The organism is Enterobacter asburiae (genome assembly GCF_007035645.1).
Lineage (GTDB): Bacteria > Pseudomonadota > Gammaproteobacteria > Enterobacterales > Enterobacteriaceae > Enterobacter > Enterobacter asburiae_B.
The window spans coordinates 3,931,851-3,952,423 of record NZ_AP019632.1 but is presented as its reverse complement, the minus strand read 5'-3'; the positions used below and the strand labels follow the sequence as shown (position 1 = coordinate 3,952,423).

Annotated in this window: 15 protein-coding genes and 1 pseudogene; 6 read left to right on the top strand and 10 right to left on the bottom strand. The window is 56.1% G+C overall.

Going from position 1 to position 20,573, the window contains the following annotated elements; genetic code table 11:
* Positions 1-16: 16 nt before the first annotated feature.
* From FOY96_RS18870 to FOY96_RS18840, 7 genes are all read right to left on the bottom strand, one after another.
* Positions 17-703 carry an ABC transporter ATP-binding protein gene (locus FOY96_RS18870; RefSeq protein WP_143347582.1) on the bottom strand — a complete coding sequence of 229 codons (687 nt, stop codon included), beginning with the start codon at positions 701-703 and terminating at the stop codon, positions 17-19.
* Complete coding sequence (locus FOY96_RS18865) at positions 703-2,658, bottom strand: vWA domain-containing protein (RefSeq protein ID WP_143347581.1); 1,956 nt, start codon at positions 2,656-2,658, stop codon at positions 703-705. Before FOY96_RS18865 ends, FOY96_RS18870 begins: the two co-directional genes overlap by 1 nt.
* Positions 2,659-2,666: 8 nt before the next feature.
* On the bottom strand, positions 2,667-3,626 hold the full coding sequence (locus tag FOY96_RS18860; RefSeq protein ID WP_143347580.1) for a hypothetical protein: 960 nt from the start codon (positions 3,624-3,626) through the stop codon (positions 2,667-2,669).
* A 6-nt stretch (positions 3,627-3,632) separates the two neighbouring features.
* Positions 3,633-6,299 (bottom strand): putative virulence factor, encoded by a 2,667-nt coding sequence (locus tag FOY96_RS18855; RefSeq protein WP_143347579.1) that lies wholly within the window; start codon positions 6,297-6,299, stop codon positions 3,633-3,635.
* Positions 6,299-9,304: a virulence factor SrfB gene (locus FOY96_RS18850; protein WP_033144535.1), complete on the bottom strand. Its 3,006-nt coding sequence runs from the start codon at positions 9,302-9,304 to the stop codon at positions 6,299-6,301. The genes FOY96_RS18855 and FOY96_RS18850 overlap by 1 nt, the downstream gene beginning before the upstream one ends.
* The gene (locus FOY96_RS18845; RefSeq protein WP_269473758.1) at positions 9,305-10,678 is read right to left on the bottom strand and encodes an SrfA family protein; all 1,374 of its coding nucleotides are present in this window, start codon (positions 10,676-10,678) and stop codon (positions 9,305-9,307) included.
* A 248-nt stretch (positions 10,679-10,926) separates the two neighbouring features.
* Positions 10,927-12,147, bottom strand: coding sequence for a VWA domain-containing protein (locus tag FOY96_RS18840; protein WP_033144537.1), 1,221 nt, complete (start codon positions 12,145-12,147; stop codon positions 10,927-10,929).
* Positions 12,148-12,479: 332 nt separating this feature from the next.
* Here FOY96_RS18840 and FOY96_RS18835 point away from each other — a divergent pair, with 332 nt between their 5' ends.
* The gene (locus FOY96_RS18835) at positions 12,480-13,601 is read left to right on the top strand and encodes a ribosomal protein uL16 3-hydroxylase (protein ID WP_143347578.1); all 1,122 of its coding nucleotides are present in this window, start codon (positions 12,480-12,482) and stop codon (positions 13,599-13,601) included.
* A gap of 99 nt (positions 13,602-13,700) precedes the next feature.
* On the opposite strand, the gene FOY96_RS18830 is transcribed toward FOY96_RS18835, so the two are convergent.
* The gene (locus FOY96_RS18830; RefSeq protein WP_143347577.1) at positions 13,701-15,116 is read right to left on the bottom strand and encodes an aminotransferase-like domain-containing protein; all 1,416 of its coding nucleotides are present in this window, start codon (positions 15,114-15,116) and stop codon (positions 13,701-13,703) included.
* A gap of 176 nt (positions 15,117-15,292) precedes the next feature.
* Between FOY96_RS18830 and FOY96_RS18825 the strand changes: the two genes are divergently transcribed.
* A complete protein-coding gene (locus FOY96_RS18825) occupies positions 15,293-15,454 on the top strand; it encodes a DUF1127 domain-containing protein (RefSeq protein WP_039260956.1) in 162 nt (53 codons plus the stop codon).
* A 39-nt stretch (positions 15,455-15,493) separates the two neighbouring features.
* On the opposite strand, the gene pdxR is transcribed toward FOY96_RS18825, so the two are convergent.
* Positions 15,494-16,882: a MocR-like pyridoxine biosynthesis transcription factor PdxR gene (gene pdxR, locus FOY96_RS18820; protein WP_143347576.1), complete on the bottom strand. Its 1,389-nt coding sequence runs from the start codon at positions 16,880-16,882 to the stop codon at positions 15,494-15,496.
* Between the two features lie 102 nt (positions 16,883-16,984).
* Between pdxR and FOY96_RS18815 the strand changes: the two genes are divergently transcribed.
* Positions 16,985-17,464, top strand: a complete 480-nt coding sequence (locus FOY96_RS18815) for a carboxymuconolactone decarboxylase family protein (protein WP_014882392.1) — start codon at positions 16,985-16,987, stop codon at positions 17,462-17,464.
* Here FOY96_RS18815 and FOY96_RS18810 read toward each other — a convergent pair.
* A complete protein-coding gene (locus FOY96_RS18810; protein WP_045888817.1) occupies positions 17,451-18,353 on the bottom strand; it encodes a LysR family transcriptional regulator in 903 nt (300 codons plus the stop codon). The two genes, FOY96_RS18815 and FOY96_RS18810, sit on opposite strands and share 14 nt — an antisense overlap.
* Before the next feature lie 100 nt (positions 18,354-18,453).
* Between FOY96_RS18810 and FOY96_RS18805 the strand changes: the two genes are divergently transcribed.
* From FOY96_RS18805 to FOY96_RS18795, 3 genes and pseudogenes are all read left to right on the top strand, one after another.
* Positions 18,454-19,869, top strand: coding sequence for an aldehyde dehydrogenase family protein (locus FOY96_RS18805; protein WP_143347575.1), 1,416 nt, complete (start codon positions 18,454-18,456; stop codon positions 19,867-19,869).
* A 152-nt stretch (positions 19,870-20,021) separates the two neighbouring features.
* Positions 20,022-20,210, top strand: a pseudogene (locus FOY96_RS18800) (antibiotic biosynthesis monooxygenase family protein); the annotation flags it as partial.
* Positions 20,198-20,509 (top strand): ArsR/SmtB family transcription factor, encoded by a 312-nt coding sequence (locus tag FOY96_RS18795; protein ID WP_269473757.1) that lies wholly within the window; start codon positions 20,198-20,200, stop codon positions 20,507-20,509. The pseudogene FOY96_RS18800 and the gene FOY96_RS18795, both read left to right, overlap by 13 nt.
* The last annotated feature ends 64 nt before the right edge of the window (positions 20,510-20,573 follow it).

Genomic DNA, 20,573 nt, shown 5'->3' with positions numbered 1-20,573 from the left:
GCCTGACGCTGGCATATCAGCTGGGTAAGAAGACACTTTTTCCCTCTCCGGTCACGGCCTGATATCGGTCAATCCCAAAATGCGTCACGCGCTGCCAGTCGTGGCTCACAACAATGGCTGCCATATCCAGTGAGCGCACCATGCCGATCATCAGGTCAAACAGCCGGTCTGCATTATCAGGATCCAGCGCCGCAGTCGGTTCATCGGCAAGGAGTAAGCGTGGCTGGTGGGCAATCGCACGGATGAAGGCAACGCGCTGGCGCTCGCCGATAGAAAGCCGGGAAGGCATTTTTGTCAGCAGCGGCCGCACGCCCAGGCTGTCGATGGCCTTATCGAGCCAGGCTGACTGTAGGCTAAGTCCTGCCAGCCTGCGAACCAGAGTGATGTTTTCTATCACGGGTAACCAGGGCAACAAGCCGCCGTGCTGTAGCATAAACCCAAGCTCGCGTGCGCGAAGCGCGGCCAGGACAGGCTCGTTTTCAGCCATGAGCGGTATTGAAATATCGCGACCGGCGAGCCGGTATTCGGCAAGATGCGCTGGGCGGAGGATCGCCCCTATCATCTCCAGAAGCGTGCTTTTACCGCACCCGCTAGGCCCGGTTAGAGCGACCACCTCTCCCTTTTTCAACGAGAGGTGCGGGAGGGCGACGCTATAGCCATGCGTCCCGCCCCGGCTGATCTCCATATCGCGGATCCTCAACATCAGGGCAGGTTCTCCAGAGGTACCGGATAAACGTTATCGCGTGGGTCGCTATCGGGCGCTAATGCCACCCAACGGTCTACATCCTGGTTGTAGCGTTGATAGTAATTAAGCTTGGTATTCAGCCTGCGGATGAAACGCTCCTGCTCAAGGCCATCCCAGCTTTTCCAGGTTTCTTCGTCCAGGCTCAATACTTCACTGAGGTAAGGTAAGCTCTCGATATATTCACCGAGCAGTCCCATCTCTCCGAGGCGGGTCGCATTTTTTCCTTTCGCCTGGTTTGGATCGTTGCCCATGGTTGCCGCCAGAGAACGCAGGCTGGCAAACATGTCATCCGGAGAGATCATCCCCTCATTGGCGGCATTGACGATCTTCTTCATGATATCGCTCAGATCGCTGAGCTCGCTTTTCGTGAGCAGTACGCGCACCTCGGTCGCCGGGATGTTTTGGTCAATCAGATCGCGGTCGCTTATCCATGACTTGAATACCGGTGGTGCCGTGGTGCCTTGCTTTTCACCCAGATAGGCAAGACGCATTGCCTTACTTAACTTGTCGGCATCACTGAGCAGGGGATCTTCTTTCTTACCGGCATATTTAGGGCTTGCCCCCAGCGCGCTCCCCGCCGTTTCTTCGCCGCTCCAGGCTGTTTTAATCTGGCCGGTAATGGCATTCGCCAGGTTATCGACCATACTACCGAAGCTATTTACATCACCTGAATCAATAGGATAGTAGAGCGGTTTGTGCAGGAATGGATTTAACGTCAGCTCCTGATACTGGGCTTCAGCAGAACTGTGATTTTTCTTACCATCAGAGGTTTTCAGATGTAACGCATACAGCGCAACGCCACGATAGGCGGCTTCCTGACGCACTTGGGCGGCATCCAGATGGGTTGACGAGAGCTTATCTGTGCCATCAAGCGCGCCTGCGTCAGTAATCAGTACAACGTAGCGGGCGCCAAACTGCGTCCAGTCCACTTTGTCCAGCGCTGTCATGACCCCGCCGTAAGCATCTTCATCAACCTTGCTGCTGGAAACGGTAGCCTGCTTCAGGTCATGTACTTTAGCGAGGAAGTCTTTACCATCTTTAACGGTATTGGGGTCGACATACATCTTGCTGTCGTATTCAAGACCCGGAACCGCTTTCACGCTGGAGCGGAAAGCTACCAGGCCAAACTTGACCTGATCCTGTAAGTGTTCCTTCTCGATCCTCTTGTAGATCTTATCGATCGCCTCTTTAGTGCGATCGATATACGGCCCCATCGAGATGGTGGAGTCGATCACAAAGACAACCGAGGCGGAGAACCCTTTCATCATGTTCTTTTCATCAGCAGCGGACGCGGCCTTTTTTGCGTGCGACTTTTCGCTGACGGAGGCAACGTTGAGTACACGTACCTGGAAGCCGGTATCGGTAAACACATCATCTGAGCCAAGAACAGGTAAGAGATAAAAGTTTTTTAACTGATCCACCATGTAATCAGGCTCGCGTGCCAGAACCTGCGGGACCGGTTTATGGCTGCTCAAACTGTTGAGCATTGGTTGCAATGTTGCCGCAGGGTTTTTGCTGTTCAGAAGAGACTCAACGTCGGATTTCTCTTTAAAGAACAGCATCGGTTGACGGCCAGCAGGATTGGTAAACGCCAGTGTCAGCTGCATTTTCCAGTCAACGGTGCAGGAGGAATTCATCCAGCCAGCGGTATGACCAAAGCTGTCCGGCCCAACCTGCAGCCACGTGTCCTGACCCAGCGTTGTCCTTTGGTAAACATAGAATCGACTAAAGGCCGGCTGCTCTTTACCTGCTTCACCTGCTTTGGCGGACAGCTGGCAGCCTGGGTAAGTCAGTACCCGCTGGAATAACGCATGTTTACCTTCCTGCAAAAGCGGCTGTTTACCCGCGGCACAGGCGGGGGATGCCAGCGTTGCGGCACACACCAGGCTACTGAACCAATGCATGTATTTCATTGTTTATCCTATTTCTTCAGCTCAGCTAAACGGGCTTTGGCCTCGTTATTCTGCGGGTCCTGATTTACAACCGACTCATACCAATACGCCGCTGTCTCTGCGTCAGGATTGAAGCATCCCCCTGGTTTTGCGGTTTTCGGGTCATATTCTTGTGCATAACGAACGGCCATCTGCGTATCGCCGGACTGGGCTTTATAGGCGTAAAGGCGCTGAGCGATATCGCAATGTTTTGCCGCTTTCGCTTTTGCGATGACGTCCAGCAGTTGTGCACTACTTGGCTGGCTACGCAGGCACCCTTTAACGAACGCCATTTCATTGCCGCTCGCCATTTGTTCATCACCACACGGCCCGGTAATTTTCGCGACGGGCGCGGGAGGTGCCGCTGGAATTGCAGGCTCTGGCTTACGGGTAAACCACCACCCAGCAGCGGCCAGCAGGAGCAATAGAATGGCTAATCCCGCAAATAACGGCAGCTTACTTTTCGGCTTCTGCGGCTGTTGAGATACAGGCTTTTCTGCGACAGGTTCTAAAACGACAGGTTCCGGTTCTTGAACGGACATCGGCTGCACGATGGGAGTATCATTCAGCGTCTGTATATTTTCCGGGAGTGGGTTTTCACCACCGGCCTGGGAGCTAAGTAGCCCTTCAGCGATGGTCAGAATCCCCATATCCTTATTACTTCCATCTTTGATGGTGATGCGATAGGCCGCCTGGCGGTTGGCGAGTAGTGGATCGATCAGAGAAGGGCCGACCTGAACGCAGGGCGTCTCCTCATTTTGTATCAATGGAGGAAGGGCGAGGAAAATCTCGCCACTGACCCAATCACCGTGGCTATCCAGATACAGACGATCCTGATTACGTACTACCGAGATTGTGACGCCCTCGGCATCGCCTTTCCAGCCTTTCAACAAGAGCAATGCGAATCCTGGTTGTATAGGGGTCAGCGTCTTAAGTTCAGGTTTGATCACGTCCAGTTACTCCTTTGCCAATTTAATCTGGCGGAGAATGACGCCCAGATTTTCGTTCTGCGCGACGCTAATCTCGCGTCCGGCAGAATGACCTGCGTTTTCGGTAATGAGTGCTTCCAGGCCAACCAGCCAGTCGATGATAAAGAAGGCACTGTAGTTCAGCTGTTGCGGCGTCAGGCGTGCCAGGCGTTCATCACCTTTCCAGACCACGCTGTCGCACGTTGGTGGACGGGTAAAGATCGGCTGTTCGGGCTGGTTGAGACGGGCCGGGCGTTTCGATTCCGGCATATTTTGATAGCCCAGCCAGGTGATGAAATCGCTCATCACGTGAAGCACGCGTGAAACCTGACGCTCGACCATGCGTTCGCGACGAACGCCAGCCTGCTCGGTATTTTTCATTGCATTGACCAGCGCGTCCTCGACACGTGAACGCAATAACCCCGTGATCAATTCGTCTACCAGCGCTTCGGCAATCGGGCGCGGAAGACTGATGTAGTTGAGCATGGCGGCGGTTTCAGGCAGGCCGCGCAGATGGTTAATCCAGAGCTGAACGCTCTGGTGCGCGAAAGCGATCTCATGGCTGTGCGTCGTCACCGCAGTTGCGCTGCTTTCGAAAGCATCTTCCACACCGATATCAAAGAATCCTGCATCTTCTTCTTCTGCTTCAGGCGCAGACAGGGTCGTTTGCTGCATGTAAAGTGCATGGAGATCGCGGCGTGCCGGAACCAACCGCGCCAGCAGTTCGCCGTGCATGCCGCTGCGTTTTTTCAGGGTGGCAAGGATCTCTTGCGCAATTCGGGATTTTCTGGACAGCTCTTCTTCGCCGTCCGGCTGGTACCAGTTCCCCAGTCCCCCTTCGACCAGTTCGTGGCGGATCTCGTCGAGCTGTTCTGCGATCCGCTCCAGTTTCAGTTCAGGGCGGGCGACGCGGGCCAGATAATCGGCCATTCGGCGCATACCACCGTCGTTGAGGGTGAGCATCGCATCCCAGGCTTCAGCAGGGTTCGCGATGTAGCGAGCGACAGCTTCATCTTCAAGGAAGGTTTTCCGCATCAGTGCGAGCTGCCCGCCATTGTCGTCGTTGAAAGTCGCTTCACTACCTGCGTTCATGCGGATAAAGGGCGTTTGCTGGCGCGGTTTGCGTACCAGGAACGTGTTATTGAACGCCTGACCCTGGCTCCATTCCTGCATCCATTTGTACTGGCCAAAACGCTCGGTCATCGCCATTTTGATCATCCCGCCAAGCCCCCAGGACTGGCGAAGAAGTGCTTCGTCATGGGAAAGGTTTTGGCTAATGCGCAGATCAAACATGGTTAATGCCCAGACTAGGCCAGGTAAGCGACGACCACGCGCGTCGGCATCGGCGCCCTGGGTGTAACGGATCCACTCGTCCAGAACGCCGCCCACTTCTTTGACATCAGACTGTTTTGTTGAGGCCGTACACACCACCAGGACATTCATCTCCTGGTTTTCGGTATAACGTTCAAAAAGATAGGCCACTTTTCCGCGCAAAATTAACTGCGCTAGCGGGTTGCTCTCTGCATTTTTAACCTCGCGAGTGACATCACTCATGGACTCCACCGCCAGACGGCCGCGATAACCCGGGAAATCAAGCAAGTCGACGGCTTCGAAGATTGTTTCGCGAGGCGGAGCCATTAACGGGATATGCAATTCAACGGTAAGCGCAGTGAGCTCTGCCAGCGATAGCGAAATAGACGCACCCGTTTGCCCATTTACCACAGGACAGACTTCAATAGTCTGATCCGACGGAGTATTCAGCCGCTCCAGCATATCGACGTTCATGATGCTATCCCGCTGGATAAGCAGGCCGTTTTCGTTACGAACCAGCGTGCTCAGCGGGGCACGCAGCTCCTGCACTCCACCGAGACGCTGTAGCGTGTTGGCAAAACGGATATAGGCATTGGTTAGTTCTGGTACTTCGCCCCATAAAACGGAGAAAAGCTGGCCGCGATCTTCAACAGAAAGCCATGGTGCGAGGCTTACTGCCTGTGGCCAGTAGGTCAGGGCAAAACGGCTTTGCGTTTTCTCAGCATGGCGGATGAGGTAATCCCAAAAAGAAACTACGTCATCTTCGGTCACGCCAGGGCTGCGGGAGGTCAGGCGTCGTTTCGACAGGGACGTTAACAGATCGCTGATGCGTTTTTCATCGAACTGCCAGTCAAATTTTTCCTGGTTGAAGTCATGGATGAATGCGTTGGCGAGGATCTTCCCCATTTCCACTTCGTTGAAGAGCTGTAACGTGACAGGCCAGCGGTCGTCTGAGCTCTGAGCACTGCGGCTAAACCGGGTAACAAGACCCGTCGCCTCTTTGCCGCCGCCAGGCGGGTTGATGTGGGTCAGAAAATCGAGCTGATTGCCGCCGAGACGTGTTTCCAGCTTTCCGTTTTCACCCGCAGCCAGCGCGGAAATGAGATACGATTTGCCTGCCTGCGACAAGCCAAAGAAGCCGATTGTCATCGGTTTCGCTGCGGCCTGCGCCAATCTGCGTGCTTTGTTACGGCTGCGGCGCAAGTTCATGGTCAGGCGATCGGCTTCAGTGTTCAGGCGCGGCGCGTCCTGACGAACGCTTGCGATCCAGTCAATGGCCCGGCCTGCACCTTGTTCGACGCCATTCCAGCCCTGGATAATGGTGTTGGGATGAATAGTGCTCATTAGCTTTTAATACTCCCGCTATCCAGCCAGTAATGGGTTTCACTCAGCCCATTACCGACCATTGTGTTCAACTGGAATGCAACATCTCTACGACCATAACCGCGCTGTGCGTTTTTCATTTCCATCGAGCCAATCTGGAAGCGCTCCGGACTGACCGGTTCTTCGCTACTACGTCCACGTCCCTGTTCTGCGGTTAAACCGATGCTTATTACAGCATCACCCGACAGCTCGCTTGCCAGGTTCGCACTGGTAATTTTTAGGGTGTAAAGTGCGGTCGATGGCCAGCGTTCGTTATCAAGCTGGCGGAAACCGATACGCACTTCCCCCCGTGCTTCAAAGCCTTTCCCTTCCGGTAACTGGAAATCAGCGGAGTCCAAATCAACGTCGCGATAGGCGACATTGCTGTCTTTAATCACATTGTTTCCATCAAGCATCCCGACATAGCGGATGGTTGAATAAGGCTTAAAGTTCGCAGTGCGGAAGAAGAAGTTGTTGAGCCTGGATTTCTCCGCTAACAGGCACAGCATCGCCCCCACAACGGCTGTCGATTTCGGATCGTCAATGCATCCTTTCTTGTTAAACGGATACCAGCCACCGGTTTCATAACCATGGAGTGGCAGCACGCGAGAAGGGGGAACAGGTTGAAGCTGGCGAATGAGCGCTTGGATTCCCGGCAGGCGGGATGGACGACCGGTTAAAAGTAATACATCGCAGTTGTAGTGCCAAAGCACTTCGCACAACGCGCGCAGGCTGTGGCAAATGTTCATTCGCCCGCTGCGAGGGTCGATAAATTCATTGTGCAGACGCGCAAGATCCAACTCCAGCGGTACATCCAGAATGGAGAACGGTACTTCGCTCGCAAGCTGTCCGGAACGGGCAACGTCGTTGACGTAATCCTGTACTTTCTCGGTTGGAAGATTATCGGCAAGTAGCTCACGGAAGGTGTAATTCAGTATCTCCCGCCCATTTTCCGGGGAGTACTCTTCATAGCGATGCAAAATAGATAACGCCAGAGGCGCGAAGATCTGTAATGTAAGCTGCTGACGTAATACCTGTTTTCCGGCTTCGATCGATTCACTACCGAACAGTTGTGACATCATTGATTCGGCTGCAAGATCGCTGTGGCCGACTTTGGTCATGGCCGCTTTTACTGCTGGCTGGAGGAAAAGCCGTATAACATCCAGCAGTATGTCGTCGCCTGCTACCTTAAACCCTTCACGGAAAAGCTGTTTCGGGGTAATCCGGACGTTAATGCCCTGGCCTTCATCCAGCGTGTAGCGAGAAATGACGAGATCGGTCGTTCCTCCGCCAATGTCAATCGACGCGATTTTTAATGAGCGTGTATCGCTGGTGTCCTTTTGAGTATCGGGACGGCGAGTAGCTGCAAAAAATTCGTCCGTGCGACCGCCAAAGTAGTTCTGCGTTTCGTTATAGAGATATACCAACTGCCCACAGGTGGCTTCGTCCCACTTCACGTGTACGCCTGGATGGGCGTATTTCAAGCACTGCGGGTCATCGCCTTCATAATCCATCTCTTCCCAGCCGAGCGCTTTCCAGACCATGCGGATAGCGTCATGCATGCTCTCCTCAAAGATAGCGCGCTCAGGCTTTGGCATCGCCGGAGGGACAGTCATAATGACATTTCGTAAACGACGCGGTGTGCTGGCGTGGTTCATCTTCAGCCGCTGTGAAGGGCTGTTGATTTGCATGAGAGCCTGGCTTAATACCTCTGACAACATCATCGTCATCAGCGAGCTACGACTGTATACCGGCGTGAAGACGGGCATACGGTCTTCTTCATTTTTCAGGCGAATGAGCAATTTCCCCTGATCGTTGATCATATACAGCAGCGGTGCTGCAGTGGCTAACGGCTCTCTGTCACTTTTCACGAAGGCCTGGCTAAAGCGCCATCCCGGTGAATAGGGTTGATCGTCCCAGAGGTAGCGTTTAGGGCTGGAGATCCCTGTTGAGCCCTCGGTACCCAGGCGTTGAGCCGCCATTCTGAAGGCTTCTCCGCCGACGCGTCCAATGGTTGGCCATGTGAAGGCATCGCTGCGCCCGCTTTTTAGCGAGAAATCCTGCTTGCCGAATTCGGCCTGGGCAAACTCGAGACGGCTGTCAAAAGGCTCGTTATAAACAAATTGCGGTTGGCTCAAATCTCGGAGCTGAAGCTGATAAAGTTGAGAAAGCCCTTTATTGTCGTCACGATGTTCTTCGATCAGGATGCCGCAGCTACGTGAGTTACCAATGTCCAGCACGAGATCTACAGGTATCGCTGAGTCCCGGATTTTTACGTCGTTGACCTGTACTTCAGGAACGACAATCGTCGTCGCCAGGACATGCAGCAGGTTAAGATAATGCGCCTGATGTTCCTTCTGCAGTAGTTGTTCATCAATGTCATCAATATGTTGGCGTAATACTTCGCGAGCCTGAGTACTGAAAATTTCCCGTAGCCATTCATTCACCCATGGCAGTGAGAGAAACTCCCCCATCTCGTGAGGATGGCGTGCCAGAGCAAATCCCGCGCCTGAACGGATATCATCCTCGCCCGGTGCGAGATACTGCGTATTCTCGCGATCCGGGAAAATTTTGGTATCAAAAATCAGAGTAGCGCGCCAGGTATTGCCCTTTTCATCCGGCTCAGGCAGCTCATGGAACTGGACGCGTGACCAGTTATACGGCCCGTGAGCAAAGGCTCGTGGCGGGTTGAAGCGGAAAAATGGCAGCGGTAACCAGAGGCCGCGATAGAGGCGTAGCGACTCTTCGGTCGTCAATGTGTAGTCGGAGTCTGCGTAGCGAGGAGGTTCGCTGTCAGGCTGAGGGATCTGCAGCTTATCTTCCCTCTCATTATAGATAAGCCGCATAATAGCCTCGTCGCCCTGTTGACGAAGAAATTCCCCATATTCTTTACGCGTTGGCAGGGTAAAGGCGAAATCAAGGAACTGGATCCCGCTGTCGCGAATAAGTTTGACCTGTTTTTTAAAATCAGTGAGTTCAGCGAGCATTTACTGACTTGCCTCCTGCTTCATCGAAATAGGGAAAAGTGTTTTGGCGTCGTAACGGCCTTTGCAATCCGCAATGTTTTGCGCGCCGGGAGCACACAGAATTTCTGGCATTTGGTAGCGTGAGCCATCGGAGCACAGTGCTTCTCCCTGATTGTTAATGGCGAGATGACCTGACTGAATGGCCGCGTTGACCGCGCCACGACAGGTCACACCGTCGCCACGGATCATCTTTACTTCGCCCTTACCGTCATTGATTTGGTAACTCAGACTAAGGGGCTTTCCTGTGCGTTGATCCTGAATACCAGCCCCTGCGTGCCAGTTCCCGTCCAGAAAACGGGTGTTTCCTTGGGCCAGTGAAGATGCGGGCAGGGTCAACGGGACTTTAGCGCCAGTTGAGGTATTGGCCGATGGCGCTTCGAGAGCAGGTGCTGTTCCGCCGGGATGAGGGCTATTCGTGGCTGACGCAGGATCCACAGCAGATGCCGTTGCTGCTGCGCTTTGTGACGGCGTTTGTAATGCTGATTGCTCTTGTGACGTTGTGAGTGAAGTGCCCGTGGTGCTTAAAATCTCACTGCCCGTTGTCGAATGCAGGTTCGCCTTAGACGTTGTTGTGCTGATGATGGCCCTTGACGACGGCGCAAGAGATTCGGCTGTTGGAAGGTGGGGCGCGGGCAAAGCGGGTACGGAAGATGAAATACCAGGGATCGTTATGCCTGGCATGCAACCCCGTAAGAACAGTAACGCTAAAAGGAGTAACAGAAGTAGCGGCAGTAGCCAACGCAACCATGCGGGTAAGAGCAACCACCAGCGTCTTTTGGCGTGCCTTTGATGCGTGAAAGTGCGTTCTGGTATCACCGGTTCAATACTGGCTGATTGCGGAGGCAAGGCTGTAGATATGGGACGCAAACAGTCTAACGGCTCGATGCGGGCCTGGTTAGTGGCGTTCACAAATCCCCAAAAACTGATGACCGGCTTTCCACCTACCAGCCACACGTGCTGCTGATCGGGGAATTGCATCGCTTTTTCAAGTAATTTCCCAAAGAGCCGGCGTTCCGGCTGCTGGCTTTGGGCAAATTCATTACTTATCTGGCGAAACGCTGCATGGGTGGTTTCGAGTTGCGCGAGCGCGGCCTGGCGCTCAGCTTCCGTTGCGGCCGTCCATGGAATAACGTCACCGGCCAGCGGGGCATACCAGTCGATTCGATCGCCATGCTCGCTGATTTGCGGGATGGCTAAAGTGTCAGCAACCGCCGTTTGTTTTCTAAGTCGTAGGGTTTCACGCAGCTGTAATGCGGAAATATATACTGCCTGTCCATTCTCACCCATCGACTGATATTTATCGAGCTTGTCACTGCATAGAAAAATTTCTTTCACGCTGCATGCCTTTGCTGTTAAACGAACAAGTGAAAGCAAGTTCCACTGTGGAAAAGGACGCCGCAAATACGCCGGGTAATCTGCGTCAATTGTTTATGGCAACAAAATATTGAGTATTATCGGCAAATGGCCGAAAACGTTTAGACCTAAACTAAACTTATTATTGGGACGTGCGCATATCCGATTGCCGCAAAAAAGTTTCGCTGTGAAACTATATTTCTGGCAATGTATTCATTTTCTCTAATGTGTTAATCACAACCCTGCGGTATATATTCCTTCACGGCGTTGTTCATCATCTTATTAAACTCCTGCGTATTATTGACAGCAAATACCTTTCCACCTGTATTGCTGGCAATACAGTTTCCGGCGCCGGTATTCATGATATCGACAACATTGACCTGTAATCGGGGCTTACGTTTTTTTAGCTCAAGCGCGACATCGCAAGGCGAGCCTCCGCATGTCTCTTCCCCGTCCGTCACCAGTAGAATTATGGCATCACGGTCAACGCCATTAACTCGTTTCCCCGCCTCTTCTAACGCCTCTGCCAGAGCGGTTTTACCCACCGGCTGGATTTTATCAATTAACTTTTTTAGCTCAGCGCGTTGTTCCGGCAGGAAAGCCGGAGTTGCGTTCACCTGGTGGCAATTAGCTGCGGCAATAAGGCTAATGTCCATGTCATTTGGCACGTCATCGATAATGTGTTTAGCGGATTGATGTGCGAGCGTAATGCGACGAGGTTCACGATCGATACCGGGTACAGGTTTATCCTGCATCCACCGCATTATCTCTTCTGGTGTGGCATCCATGCTCATGGCCATAGAGCCAGAAGCATCAAAAATAATAACCATTTCAGGTGCCTGCTGTTTTGTCCGCTGTGCCGGGCAGAGCATTTTGACCTGATGCTCAGGGGCTGGCTGGACGGGAGAAACGGCAGGAGTGGCTACTTTGACAGTCGGCCAGCAGCCGCGCAGGAGAACAAGAGCCAGAAGCAGAGCCAGTGCTAAAAGCCCCAGCCATAACCACCCACGCTTTTTAGCCAGCGGTTCTGCCGGCAACTTAGTTTCAGGCATGATGTCCCAGCCTGTAATCACAGGCTGACCGTCAACGATCCATATTCTTTCTGGTGAGGGCTGTCTGGCTATTTTTGCCAGTAACTGCAGTGTTTCGGGAGAAGTCTGCGCGCTAGTCGAGAGTGTTTGATGAAGTTGAGTGAGTGCCGCCAGCTTTTGTGAGAGGAGTATGGCGATTTTGTCTCGCTCAACGACGTTTAAAGCGTTAAAGCGTTGGGGTTTACCATTTATTTCGCTATACCATTCAACCGCACCATCTTCAGCCTGCTGAGGGCGGGCAAAAAGATTGAGATAAGTTTTAGAAAGGTGTCGGTCAATAAGATTATTTAAGGCAGAAAACGTTGAAATATATTCTTGTAAGCAATGTTCGCTTTCAACAGTCCTTGTGATTCTAATCATTGCCTTTAATGAGCCAGGTATGCAAAAGAAAATAGCTTAGAGCTAAATATAAAGAATGACAATCTCTAATGCTAATCTTGTTCTTAAAATTAAAAAACTACCAGTTTTAAGAGGTAAGATGCCTTGAGTAAAAGTAAACGTCGGACGGGGGAAAAGGTTCAGGAAAAATTATCATTTAAGTTTTACTTTAATACCACTTCACCTAATGACCAGGTTTAATCATTGCCAACACGCGCGTGGCAGGCAAATCATCTGCGCTTGACCCACGACAAAGCAGCCCTCCACGCTCTCCACCATAATCGCGCCTGTTTCCCCTCTCACTGGTGCTACCCATGGCGTATCAACTGAACCTGAACTGGCCGGAATTTCTTGAGAAATACTGGCAAAAACAACCCGTAGTGCTGAAAAATGCCTTCCCGAATTTTGTCGACCCGATTACTCCGGACGAGCTGGCAGGGCTGGCGATGGAGCCGGAAGTCGATAGCCGTCTGGTGAGCCATTTCAACGGCAAATGGCAGGCCAGCAATGGTCCGTTTGAGCACTTTGACGATCTGGGCGAAACCGGCTGGTCGCTGCTGGCGCAGGCGGTGAACCACTGGCATATGCCCGCCGCGGAGCTGGTGCGTCCGTTCCGCGTCCTGCCGGACTGGCGTCTGGATGACCTGATGATCTCCTTCTCCGTGCCGGGTGGCGGCGTGGGTCCGCATATCGATCAGTACGACGTGTTTATCATTCAGGGGATGGGCAGCCGCCGCTGGCGCGTGGGCGACAAGCTGCCGATGCGTCAGTTCTGCCCGCATCCGGCGCTGCTGCATGTCGATCCGTTCGAGCCGATCATCGACGAAGATCTGGCCCCGGGCGATATCCTCTACATCCCGCCTGGATTCCCGCACGACGGCTTTACCCATGAGACGGCGCTTAACTACTCGGTCGGTTTCCGCGGGCCGAACGGTCGCGATCTGATCAGCAGTTTCGCCGATTATGCGCTGGAAAACGATCTGGGCGGCGAGCACTACAGCGATCCGGATCTGACCTGTCGCGAACACCCGGGCCGCGTGGAGCAGTACGAGCTCGATCGCATTCGTCAGATGATGTTCGACATGATTAGCAAGCCGGATGATTTCACAAAATGGTTCGGCAGCTTTGTCTCGACGCCGCGCCACGAGCTGGATATCGCCGCCGCCGAGCCGCCGTACGCGCCGGAAGAGGTGCTGGACGCGCTGCAGGGCGGCGAAACGCTGTCCCGCCTGAGCGGCCTGCGCGTGCTGAACGTCAACGGCAGCTTCTTTATCAACAGCGAACAGCTGGAGACGGTAGACGCGAAAGCGGCGGATGCGCTGTGCCGCTACACCGAACTCGGCCAGGCCGAGCTGGGCGATGCGCTGAAAAACCCGGCGTTTGTTGAAGAGCTCACCGGGCTGATTAACCAGGGATACTGGTACTTCGACGAGTAACCTGCCTGTTGCCCGGTGGCGCTGCGCTTACCGGGCCTACAGGATCGGTTTTCTCCCTCTCTCTGTGGGAGAAGGTCGGGGTGAGGGCATCAGGCCGCACTACTCCTCCATTGCAATTACAATCGCTTCACCCATCTTCTTCAGCGCCTCGCGATTCTTCTCCGTCGGCGGAAGCGCCACGTTGATCCGCAGACAGTTGCGGTACTTCCCGGAGGCGGAAAACAGCGATCCGGCCGCGGCCTGGATCTTCAGCCGACACAGCTGCTTGCTGACGCACACCATGTCGACCTTCTCCGGCAGCTCAATCCACAGCAGGAAGCTTCCCTGCGGGCGCGTGACGCAAATCTCCGCCGGAAAATACTGCCGCACCCAGCAGGTGTAGGTTTCCATATTCTGCTGATAAATCTGGCGCATACGGCGCACGTGGCGATGGTAATGGCCGTCGCGAATAAACGCCGCCACCGCCATCTGCGTGCCCGGCACGTTAAACCCGCCCGCGGCGTATTTCATGTGCATCACCCGGTCGTAATAGCGCCCCGGCACAATCCAGCCGACGCGCAGGCCCGGCGCCACGGTTTTGGTAAACGAGCTGCAGAGGATCACGCGGCCGTCGATATCCATCGAATGAATGGTGCGCGGGCGCGGGTACTCCGCCGCCAGCTCGCCGTAAATGTCATCTTCCACGATCACGATATCGTGCCGCTGGGCCAGGGCTAAAACCTGCTTTTTCCGCGCTTCCGGCATGATAAACCCGAGCGGGTTATTGCAGTTGGGCACCAGAATCACGGCCTTGATCGGCCACTGCTCCAGCGCCAGCTCTAATGCCTCGATGCTGATCCCGGTCTCGGGATCGGTAGGAATTTCAATCGCCTTGATGTCAAACCCGCGCAGCATCTGCATGGTGCCGTGAAACGACGGCGACTCCACCGCCACGATATCCCCCGGCTTGCACACCGAGAGCAGGGCAATCGACAGCGCGCCGTGGCAGCCGTTGGTGATGACAATCTCGTTCGCCGCTACGGTGGAGCCGCCGTCCAGCATCAGGCGGGCGATCTGCTCGCGCAGCTCCAGGCGGCCGTCGAGCACGTCATAGCTCAGCATCTCGGCAGGATTATGCTGCGCGATGCGGCTCATCTCGCGCCACAGGGGCTTCAGGCTCGGCTGGTTAATATCCGGCGAGCCGCCGCCGAAGGAGATCATCTCTTTGTCGGCGCGGGCGTCCAGCAGCATCATCACCTCATCCCACTGGGTGACGTCCACGGGGCGCTGCACCGGGCGCGTCATGGCCGGAACCGGCGGCAGGGCCTTGCGCGGCGAGACAAAATAGCCGGAGCGCGGCTGAGGGGTGATCAGCTGGAGATTTTCGAGGATCTGATAGGCCTGCTGTATGGTGCTGATACTCACGCCGTGCTCCTGGCTCAGCGTGCGCACCGACGGCAGACGTTCGCCGCTGCGATACAGCCCTTGTTCAATGCGTTCTGCCAGAAGGTTGGCGAGATGTTGATAGCGCGTCATGCTGTATCCTTTGTTTTCACCATACAGATTGTGAAACCAGTACAGATTGCCGTAAAAATTGGCATGCAGATACTGTTTTAGCGGATCTGTATGTTAAACAAAAGCTGTTTTTGAGTCTGTATTGCACAGGCCGATTTCCAGGATGATAACCCCACTGGTACAGTGAGGAGAGCATCATGGAATTCTATGAGAACCGTTCAAAACGTCCGTTCGTCGTGTTTGTCTGGATCGGCAAAACGATCTGCAACTGGTATCGCATCAACCGTACCCGGCGCATCCTGAGCCAGATGAGCGACGAGCAGCTCAAGGACGTTGGTTTATCCCGCAATGATGTTTAAACCGTAGGCCGGGTAAGGCGTAGCCGCCACCCGGCGATTTCAGCTCAACAGCGCAAGCGTCTGCCGCTTCGGCCTCTGCAGCAACGCCACCGCCTCTTCATACGACCGTACGTTGTTATAGCCCATCACCAGCCCGTAGCGTTTGCCCGACCCGCGATACCACTCCGAAAGCGCATTCACCTGCAGCTGCTGTTCCTGCCAGCAGCGCGCCACTTCCCGGTCACCGCTGCCTCTGGTCAGGAACGCCACAATATGCATCCCGCCGTCGTTTTGCTCGGTGAAAAACAGATCGCCATACACCTCGCGGAGAGCCGCAATCATCCAGTCGCGGCGGGTCTGATACAGCGCGCGCATCTTTTTCAGGTGACGGAAAAAATGCCCTTCGTTGAGAAACGCGGTGAGGATCTTTTGCGTCAGCACCGGCTGGCCGCTGGTGGTAATGTCCGCGCAGTCGGTAAAGGCCCCGACGGTGCTGGCGGGCATCACCACGTAGCCCATGCGCAGCGACGGCATGATGGTTTTACTGAAGGTGCCCATAAAAATTACCCGATCGTGCTGGTCGAGGCTTTTCAGCGACGGCAGCACCTTGCGGGTGTAGTGAAACTCACCGTCGTAATCGTCTTCGATAATCCACGCCTCGTTCTGGCTGGCCCAGTCGAGCAGCTGCTGTTTACGCGGTAGGGAGAGGGTGACCGCCAGCGGGCTCTGGTGCGACGGGGTGACGATGGCAAAACGGGCGTCGCGATGGTGACGGAGCAGGTAGTCCGTATCGATGCCGCAGCGGTCGACCGGCACCGTGTGCAGGCGCGGCACGATCCGCTTGAGCAGCTGCTGGCCCATAAAATAGCCCGGATCTTCAAACACCACCTTGTCGCTGCGGCTGGCAAGCGTGTCGAGGATCAGCCGCAGGCTGCCGCTATAGCCGCTGGTGATCAGCACCTGTTCGGCGCTGCAGGACAGCCCGCGTGAAATATTAAGATAGCTGGCGATGGCCTGGCGCAGCGGATACCAGCCCAGAACGGGCGGATTGAGCATCTCCTCCTGACGCATGGCGCGCGTCGCCTGTCCCGCCAGCAGCAGCCATTTTTTATACGGAAAGCTGTCAAGGGCCGGGATGCCGGGGCGCAGAAACCCGGCCCGCTCGCGCTGGCTGATGAGCGATGCCGGAAGCGTGCCGGTGGGCTGTTCCGCAGGGGCACTCTTATCCGGCAACAGCAGATCCGGGTTGACCCGCGTGCCGCGCGCCCCTTGGCTCACCAGATACCCTTCCCCCGTCAGAATGGCATACGCCGTTTCGACGGTTTTACGCGCCACCTTCAGCTCTTCCGCCAGCACGCGGATGGCAGGCACCTTATCGCCCGGCTTCAGCACGCCGCGCGTGATGTTGTCGCGATAGCGGGAATAAATCTCGTGATAGCCCGGCTTCATGTCCTACCTCGTTTCACGCTTTTTGTGTCTTTTTACTATGTCATGAACGGCGTAGATTTGCCGCATCGCATGACATATGCCGCACAAAAAAGAGGAAAGACAATGAGCACTCGCGTTAACCACCACAAAGTTACACCCGCCCTCGCCAACGCGCTGTCTGCCCTGAGCATGGAGGTGGCAAAAACCTCCATCGACCCGGCGCTGAAGCACCTGATCGACATTCGCGTATCGCAGCTGAACGGCTGTACCTTCTGCCTGGATATGCACTCGAAAGAGGCCAAAATTGCCGGCGAGCGCGAGCTGCGCCTGTACCATCTGGCGGCCTGGCGCGAGTCCCCGCTGTTCAGCGCCCGCGAGAAAGCCGCGCTGGCATTCACCGAAGCGCTGACCCAGATTGGCGTTCACGGCGTGAGCGACGCGCTGTACCGCAGCGTGGCGGAGCACTTCTCGGACGTGGAGATTTCAGAGCTGAACTTCGCCATCGTGGCGATCAACGCCTGGAACCGTCTGGGGATCACCTCCCGCATGGCGCCGGGCTCGCTGGACGCGGCTTACGGGCTGAACAAGGCTAACCTGGAATAATTCCGCGCTCGCGGATCGTCGCCACCAGCGCCCGCAGGCCTGGCGGGACGTGGCGATGGCCGGGGTAGTAAAGGCGCAGTCCGGCAAAGGGCTGCGCCCAGTCGTTTAAGACGCTCACCAGTTCTCCACGCTCCAGCTCTTCCCGGATATACAGTTCCGGCAAAAATCCCACCCCTAATCCCGCTTTTACGGCGCGGATCGAGGCAAAAAGATCGGACGTCGCAAAGCGCGGGGGGACGGAAAGGGCGTACGTTTCCCCCCGACGCGCCAGCTCCCAGCGGTAGATCCCGCCGTGGGCCATACGCATGCCGATCCCCTGATGCGAAAGCAGATCGTCCGGCGTCTGCGGAATGCCGTGACGGGCAAAATAGTCCGGCGTGGCGGTAACCAGCTGGCGGATCTCCCCGGTCAGCGGCACGGCGATCATGTCCTGCGGCACGGACTCTTCAAGGCGGATCCCCGCGTCGTAGCCTTCCGCGACGATGTCGATCATTCGCGCTTCGCTGACGGTCTCTACGCGCATCTTCGGGTAGCGGATCATAAAGTCGATCAGCAGCTGGTCCAGAAACAGGGTGCCGATATGGTTCGGCACGTTCAGACGCAGCGTGCCGGCGGGTTCCCCGGTGTCGCTGTGGATCTCCTCGCTGGCGAGACGGATCTCCTGCAGGGCCGGGCCGATACGCGCTACGTAGCGCTGTCCGGCGTCGGTGAGCGCCACGCTGCGGGTGGTGCGGTTAAAGAGGCGGGTATCAAGGCGGCTCTCCAGCCCGGCGATGGCGTTGCTTACCGCCGTGGCTGACATGCCCAGCTCCTGCGCGGCGGCGCGAAAGCTGCCGCGTCGCACGACCGCCATCACCACTTCCAGCTCTGTCAGACCTGAACGATGCATAGATTATCCTGAAAATCGAAACAACCCTTGCAGCATAGCGTGGATTATCGGAATGGAGAAGCCGTGACAGACTGTGCTCACACAGCCTGAGGAGGTTTATATGCACACCATCGAACAGATCTTTATTAACGGCGAATTTGTTACCCCGCACGGCAACGAGTGGTTTGATTTGTACAACCCGGCGACGGCGCAGGTCATCGGCCAGGTTCGTCTGGCGGATGAGATTGACGCGGAGCGCGCCGTTGCGGCGGCGAAAGCGGCGTTCCCGGCGTGGTCGCAGACCACTAAACAGGAACGCCTCGCGGCGCTAAAACGTATGCACGCCGCCGTGGCCGCCCGTCACGACGATCTGCTGGAAGCGGTCATTGAAGAGTACGGCGCGCCCGCCTCGCGCTCTGCGTGGATGGCTAGCTATCCGGCGGAGGTGATTGCTCAGGCCATTGAGGCGCTGGAGGCGTTTGAATTTATCACCCCCGCAGGCGCAGCGACGGTGCAGATGACGCCGCTTGGCGTGGCCGGGCTCATCACGCCGTGGAACAGCGACGCGGGGTTTATCTGCGGCAAGCTGGCGGCCGCGCTGGCTGCGGGCTGTACGGCAGTCATCAAGCCGAGCGAAATGAGCGCCCTGCAAACCCGGATTGTCACCGAAGCGCTGCGCGATGCCGCGCTGCCGCCGGGCGTGTTTAACATCGTCACCGGACGCGGCGAAACCGTCGGTGAAACCATCAGCCGTCATCCGGACGTGGCAAAAATCTCGTTTACCGGCTCGACGAATACCGGCAAGGCGATCCTGCGCAACGCGGCGGAGAGCTTTAAGCGCGTTACCCTGGAGTTAGGCGGTAAATCGCCGACGATCCTGCTGGATGATGTGGATCTGGCGCAGGCGATCCCGCTGGTGATTCAGGCCGGATTTATGAACAGCGGGCAGGCGTGCGTGGCCGGAACGCGCATTCTGGTGCCGCAGGCGCGCAAGGCGGAGATCGAAGCCGCATTGGCGCAGGCCGTGGCGGCGGTGAAATCGGGCGATCCGCGCGATAGCGCGACGGACGTCGGCCCGATGGTCAGCGAAAAGCAGTGGCAGCGGGTGCAGGGCTATATCCGTAAAGGAATCGAAGAGGGCGCGCGCCTGCTGGCGGGTGGTGAAGGGAGACCAGACGGCACGCGAGACGGCTGGTTTGTGCGCCCTACGCTGTTTGCCGACGTGAACAACCAGATGACGGTCGCCCGTGATGAGATTTTCGGCCCGGTGCTGTGCGCGATCCCTTATCGTGACGAGGGGGAGGCGATCGCGATTGCAAATGATACCGACTACGGACTGAGCGCGATGGTGCTGGGCGGCGATGCGAACCGCGCGCGACGCGTGGCGCAGCAGATTGTTTCCGGTCGCGTGCTGGTGAATACCCTTGCTCATGAGCCGAAGGCGCCGTTCGGCGGGTTTAAGCACTCCGGCGTGGGGCGCGAGATGGGCGAGTGGGGAATTCGGGCGTTTATGGAGCCCAGGTCGATTCTAAGCTAAAACCTGCCCGGTGGCGCTGCGCTTACCGGGCCTACATCATCCCACAGGCCGGATAAGCGCAGCGCCATCCGGCACAACACTTCGCTCTTTGCCGAAGCATCGTTCCTCTCTACCCTGCATTATCTCCCCAACATCACTACGGAGAGACCATCATGATTGCAGTCATTTTCGAAGCCAAAGCCGCGCCCGCCCATCAGGCGCGCTACCTGCAGCTCGCTGCCGAACTCAAACCTCTGCTGGCGGACATCGACGGCTTCATTGATATCGAACGTTTTCAGAGCCTGACGACCGACGGCAAAATCCTGTCCCTTTCCTGGTGGCTGCCGCAATGGCCGATCCGTCGCGTGTAAAGATGCTGTGCGCGCTGATGGACGGGCGGGCGTGGACAGCCACTGAGCTGAGCGCGGCGGCGGACGTTGCGCCGTCGACGGCCAGCGGGCATCTCGCCCGGCTGGTGGAAGGGCAATTGATCACCTGCCTGGACTGGAGCGAGCGGCGGTTTCATCTTGGCGGTGAGGCGGGCGCGGCGCTGCTCATTCATCTGGAAAGCAAAGGGTGGATCCAGCGGGTGGCGGGGTACAGGGAGGTGGTGGTGACGGCTTCGGGGAAAAGTGCCGTTCAGAGACTTTTTAGCCGCTAAACTCTGCTGCGGGCTGGTGCCCTCACCCCGACCCTCTCCCACGGGGAGAGGGAGACGTCGTTTC

Excerpts from the sequence above, each read along its gene's own strand:
- FOY96_RS18870 (WP_143347582.1), bottom strand. The coding sequence starts at position 703 with ATGTTGAGGATCCGCGATATGGAGATCAGCCGGGGCGGGACGCATGGC.
- FOY96_RS18865 (WP_143347581.1), bottom strand. The coding sequence starts at position 2,658 with ATGAAATACATGCATTGGTTCAGTAGCCTGGTGTGTGCCGCAACGCTG.
- FOY96_RS18855 (WP_143347579.1), bottom strand. The coding sequence starts at position 6,299 with ATGAGCACTATTCATCCCAACACCATTATCCAGGGCTGGAATGGCGTC.
- FOY96_RS18850 (WP_033144535.1), bottom strand. The coding sequence starts at position 9,304 with ATGCTCGCTGAACTCACTGATTTTAAAAAACAGGTCAAACTTATTCGC.
- FOY96_RS18840 (WP_033144537.1), bottom strand. The coding sequence starts at position 12,147 with ATGATTAGAATCACAAGGACTGTTGAAAGCGAACATTGCTTACAAGAA.
- FOY96_RS18835 (WP_143347578.1), top strand. The coding sequence starts at position 12,480 with ATGGCGTATCAACTGAACCTGAACTGGCCGGAATTTCTTGAGAAATAC.
- FOY96_RS18830 (WP_143347577.1), bottom strand. The coding sequence starts at position 15,116 with ATGACGCGCTATCAACATCTCGCCAACCTTCTGGCAGAACGCATTGAA.
- FOY96_RS18825 (WP_039260956.1), top strand. The coding sequence starts at position 15,293 with ATGGAATTCTATGAGAACCGTTCAAAACGTCCGTTCGTCGTGTTTGTC.
- pdxR (WP_143347576.1), bottom strand. The coding sequence starts at position 16,882 with ATGAAGCCGGGCTATCACGAGATTTATTCCCGCTATCGCGACAACATC.
- FOY96_RS18815 (WP_014882392.1), top strand. The coding sequence starts at position 16,985 with ATGAGCACTCGCGTTAACCACCACAAAGTTACACCCGCCCTCGCCAAC.
- FOY96_RS18810 (WP_045888817.1), bottom strand. The coding sequence starts at position 18,353 with ATGCATCGTTCAGGTCTGACAGAGCTGGAAGTGGTGATGGCGGTCGTG.
- FOY96_RS18805 (WP_143347575.1), top strand. The coding sequence starts at position 18,454 with ATGCACACCATCGAACAGATCTTTATTAACGGCGAATTTGTTACCCCG.
- FOY96_RS18795 (WP_269473757.1), top strand. The coding sequence starts at position 20,198 with ATGGCCGATCCGTCGCGTGTAAAGATGCTGTGCGCGCTGATGGACGGG.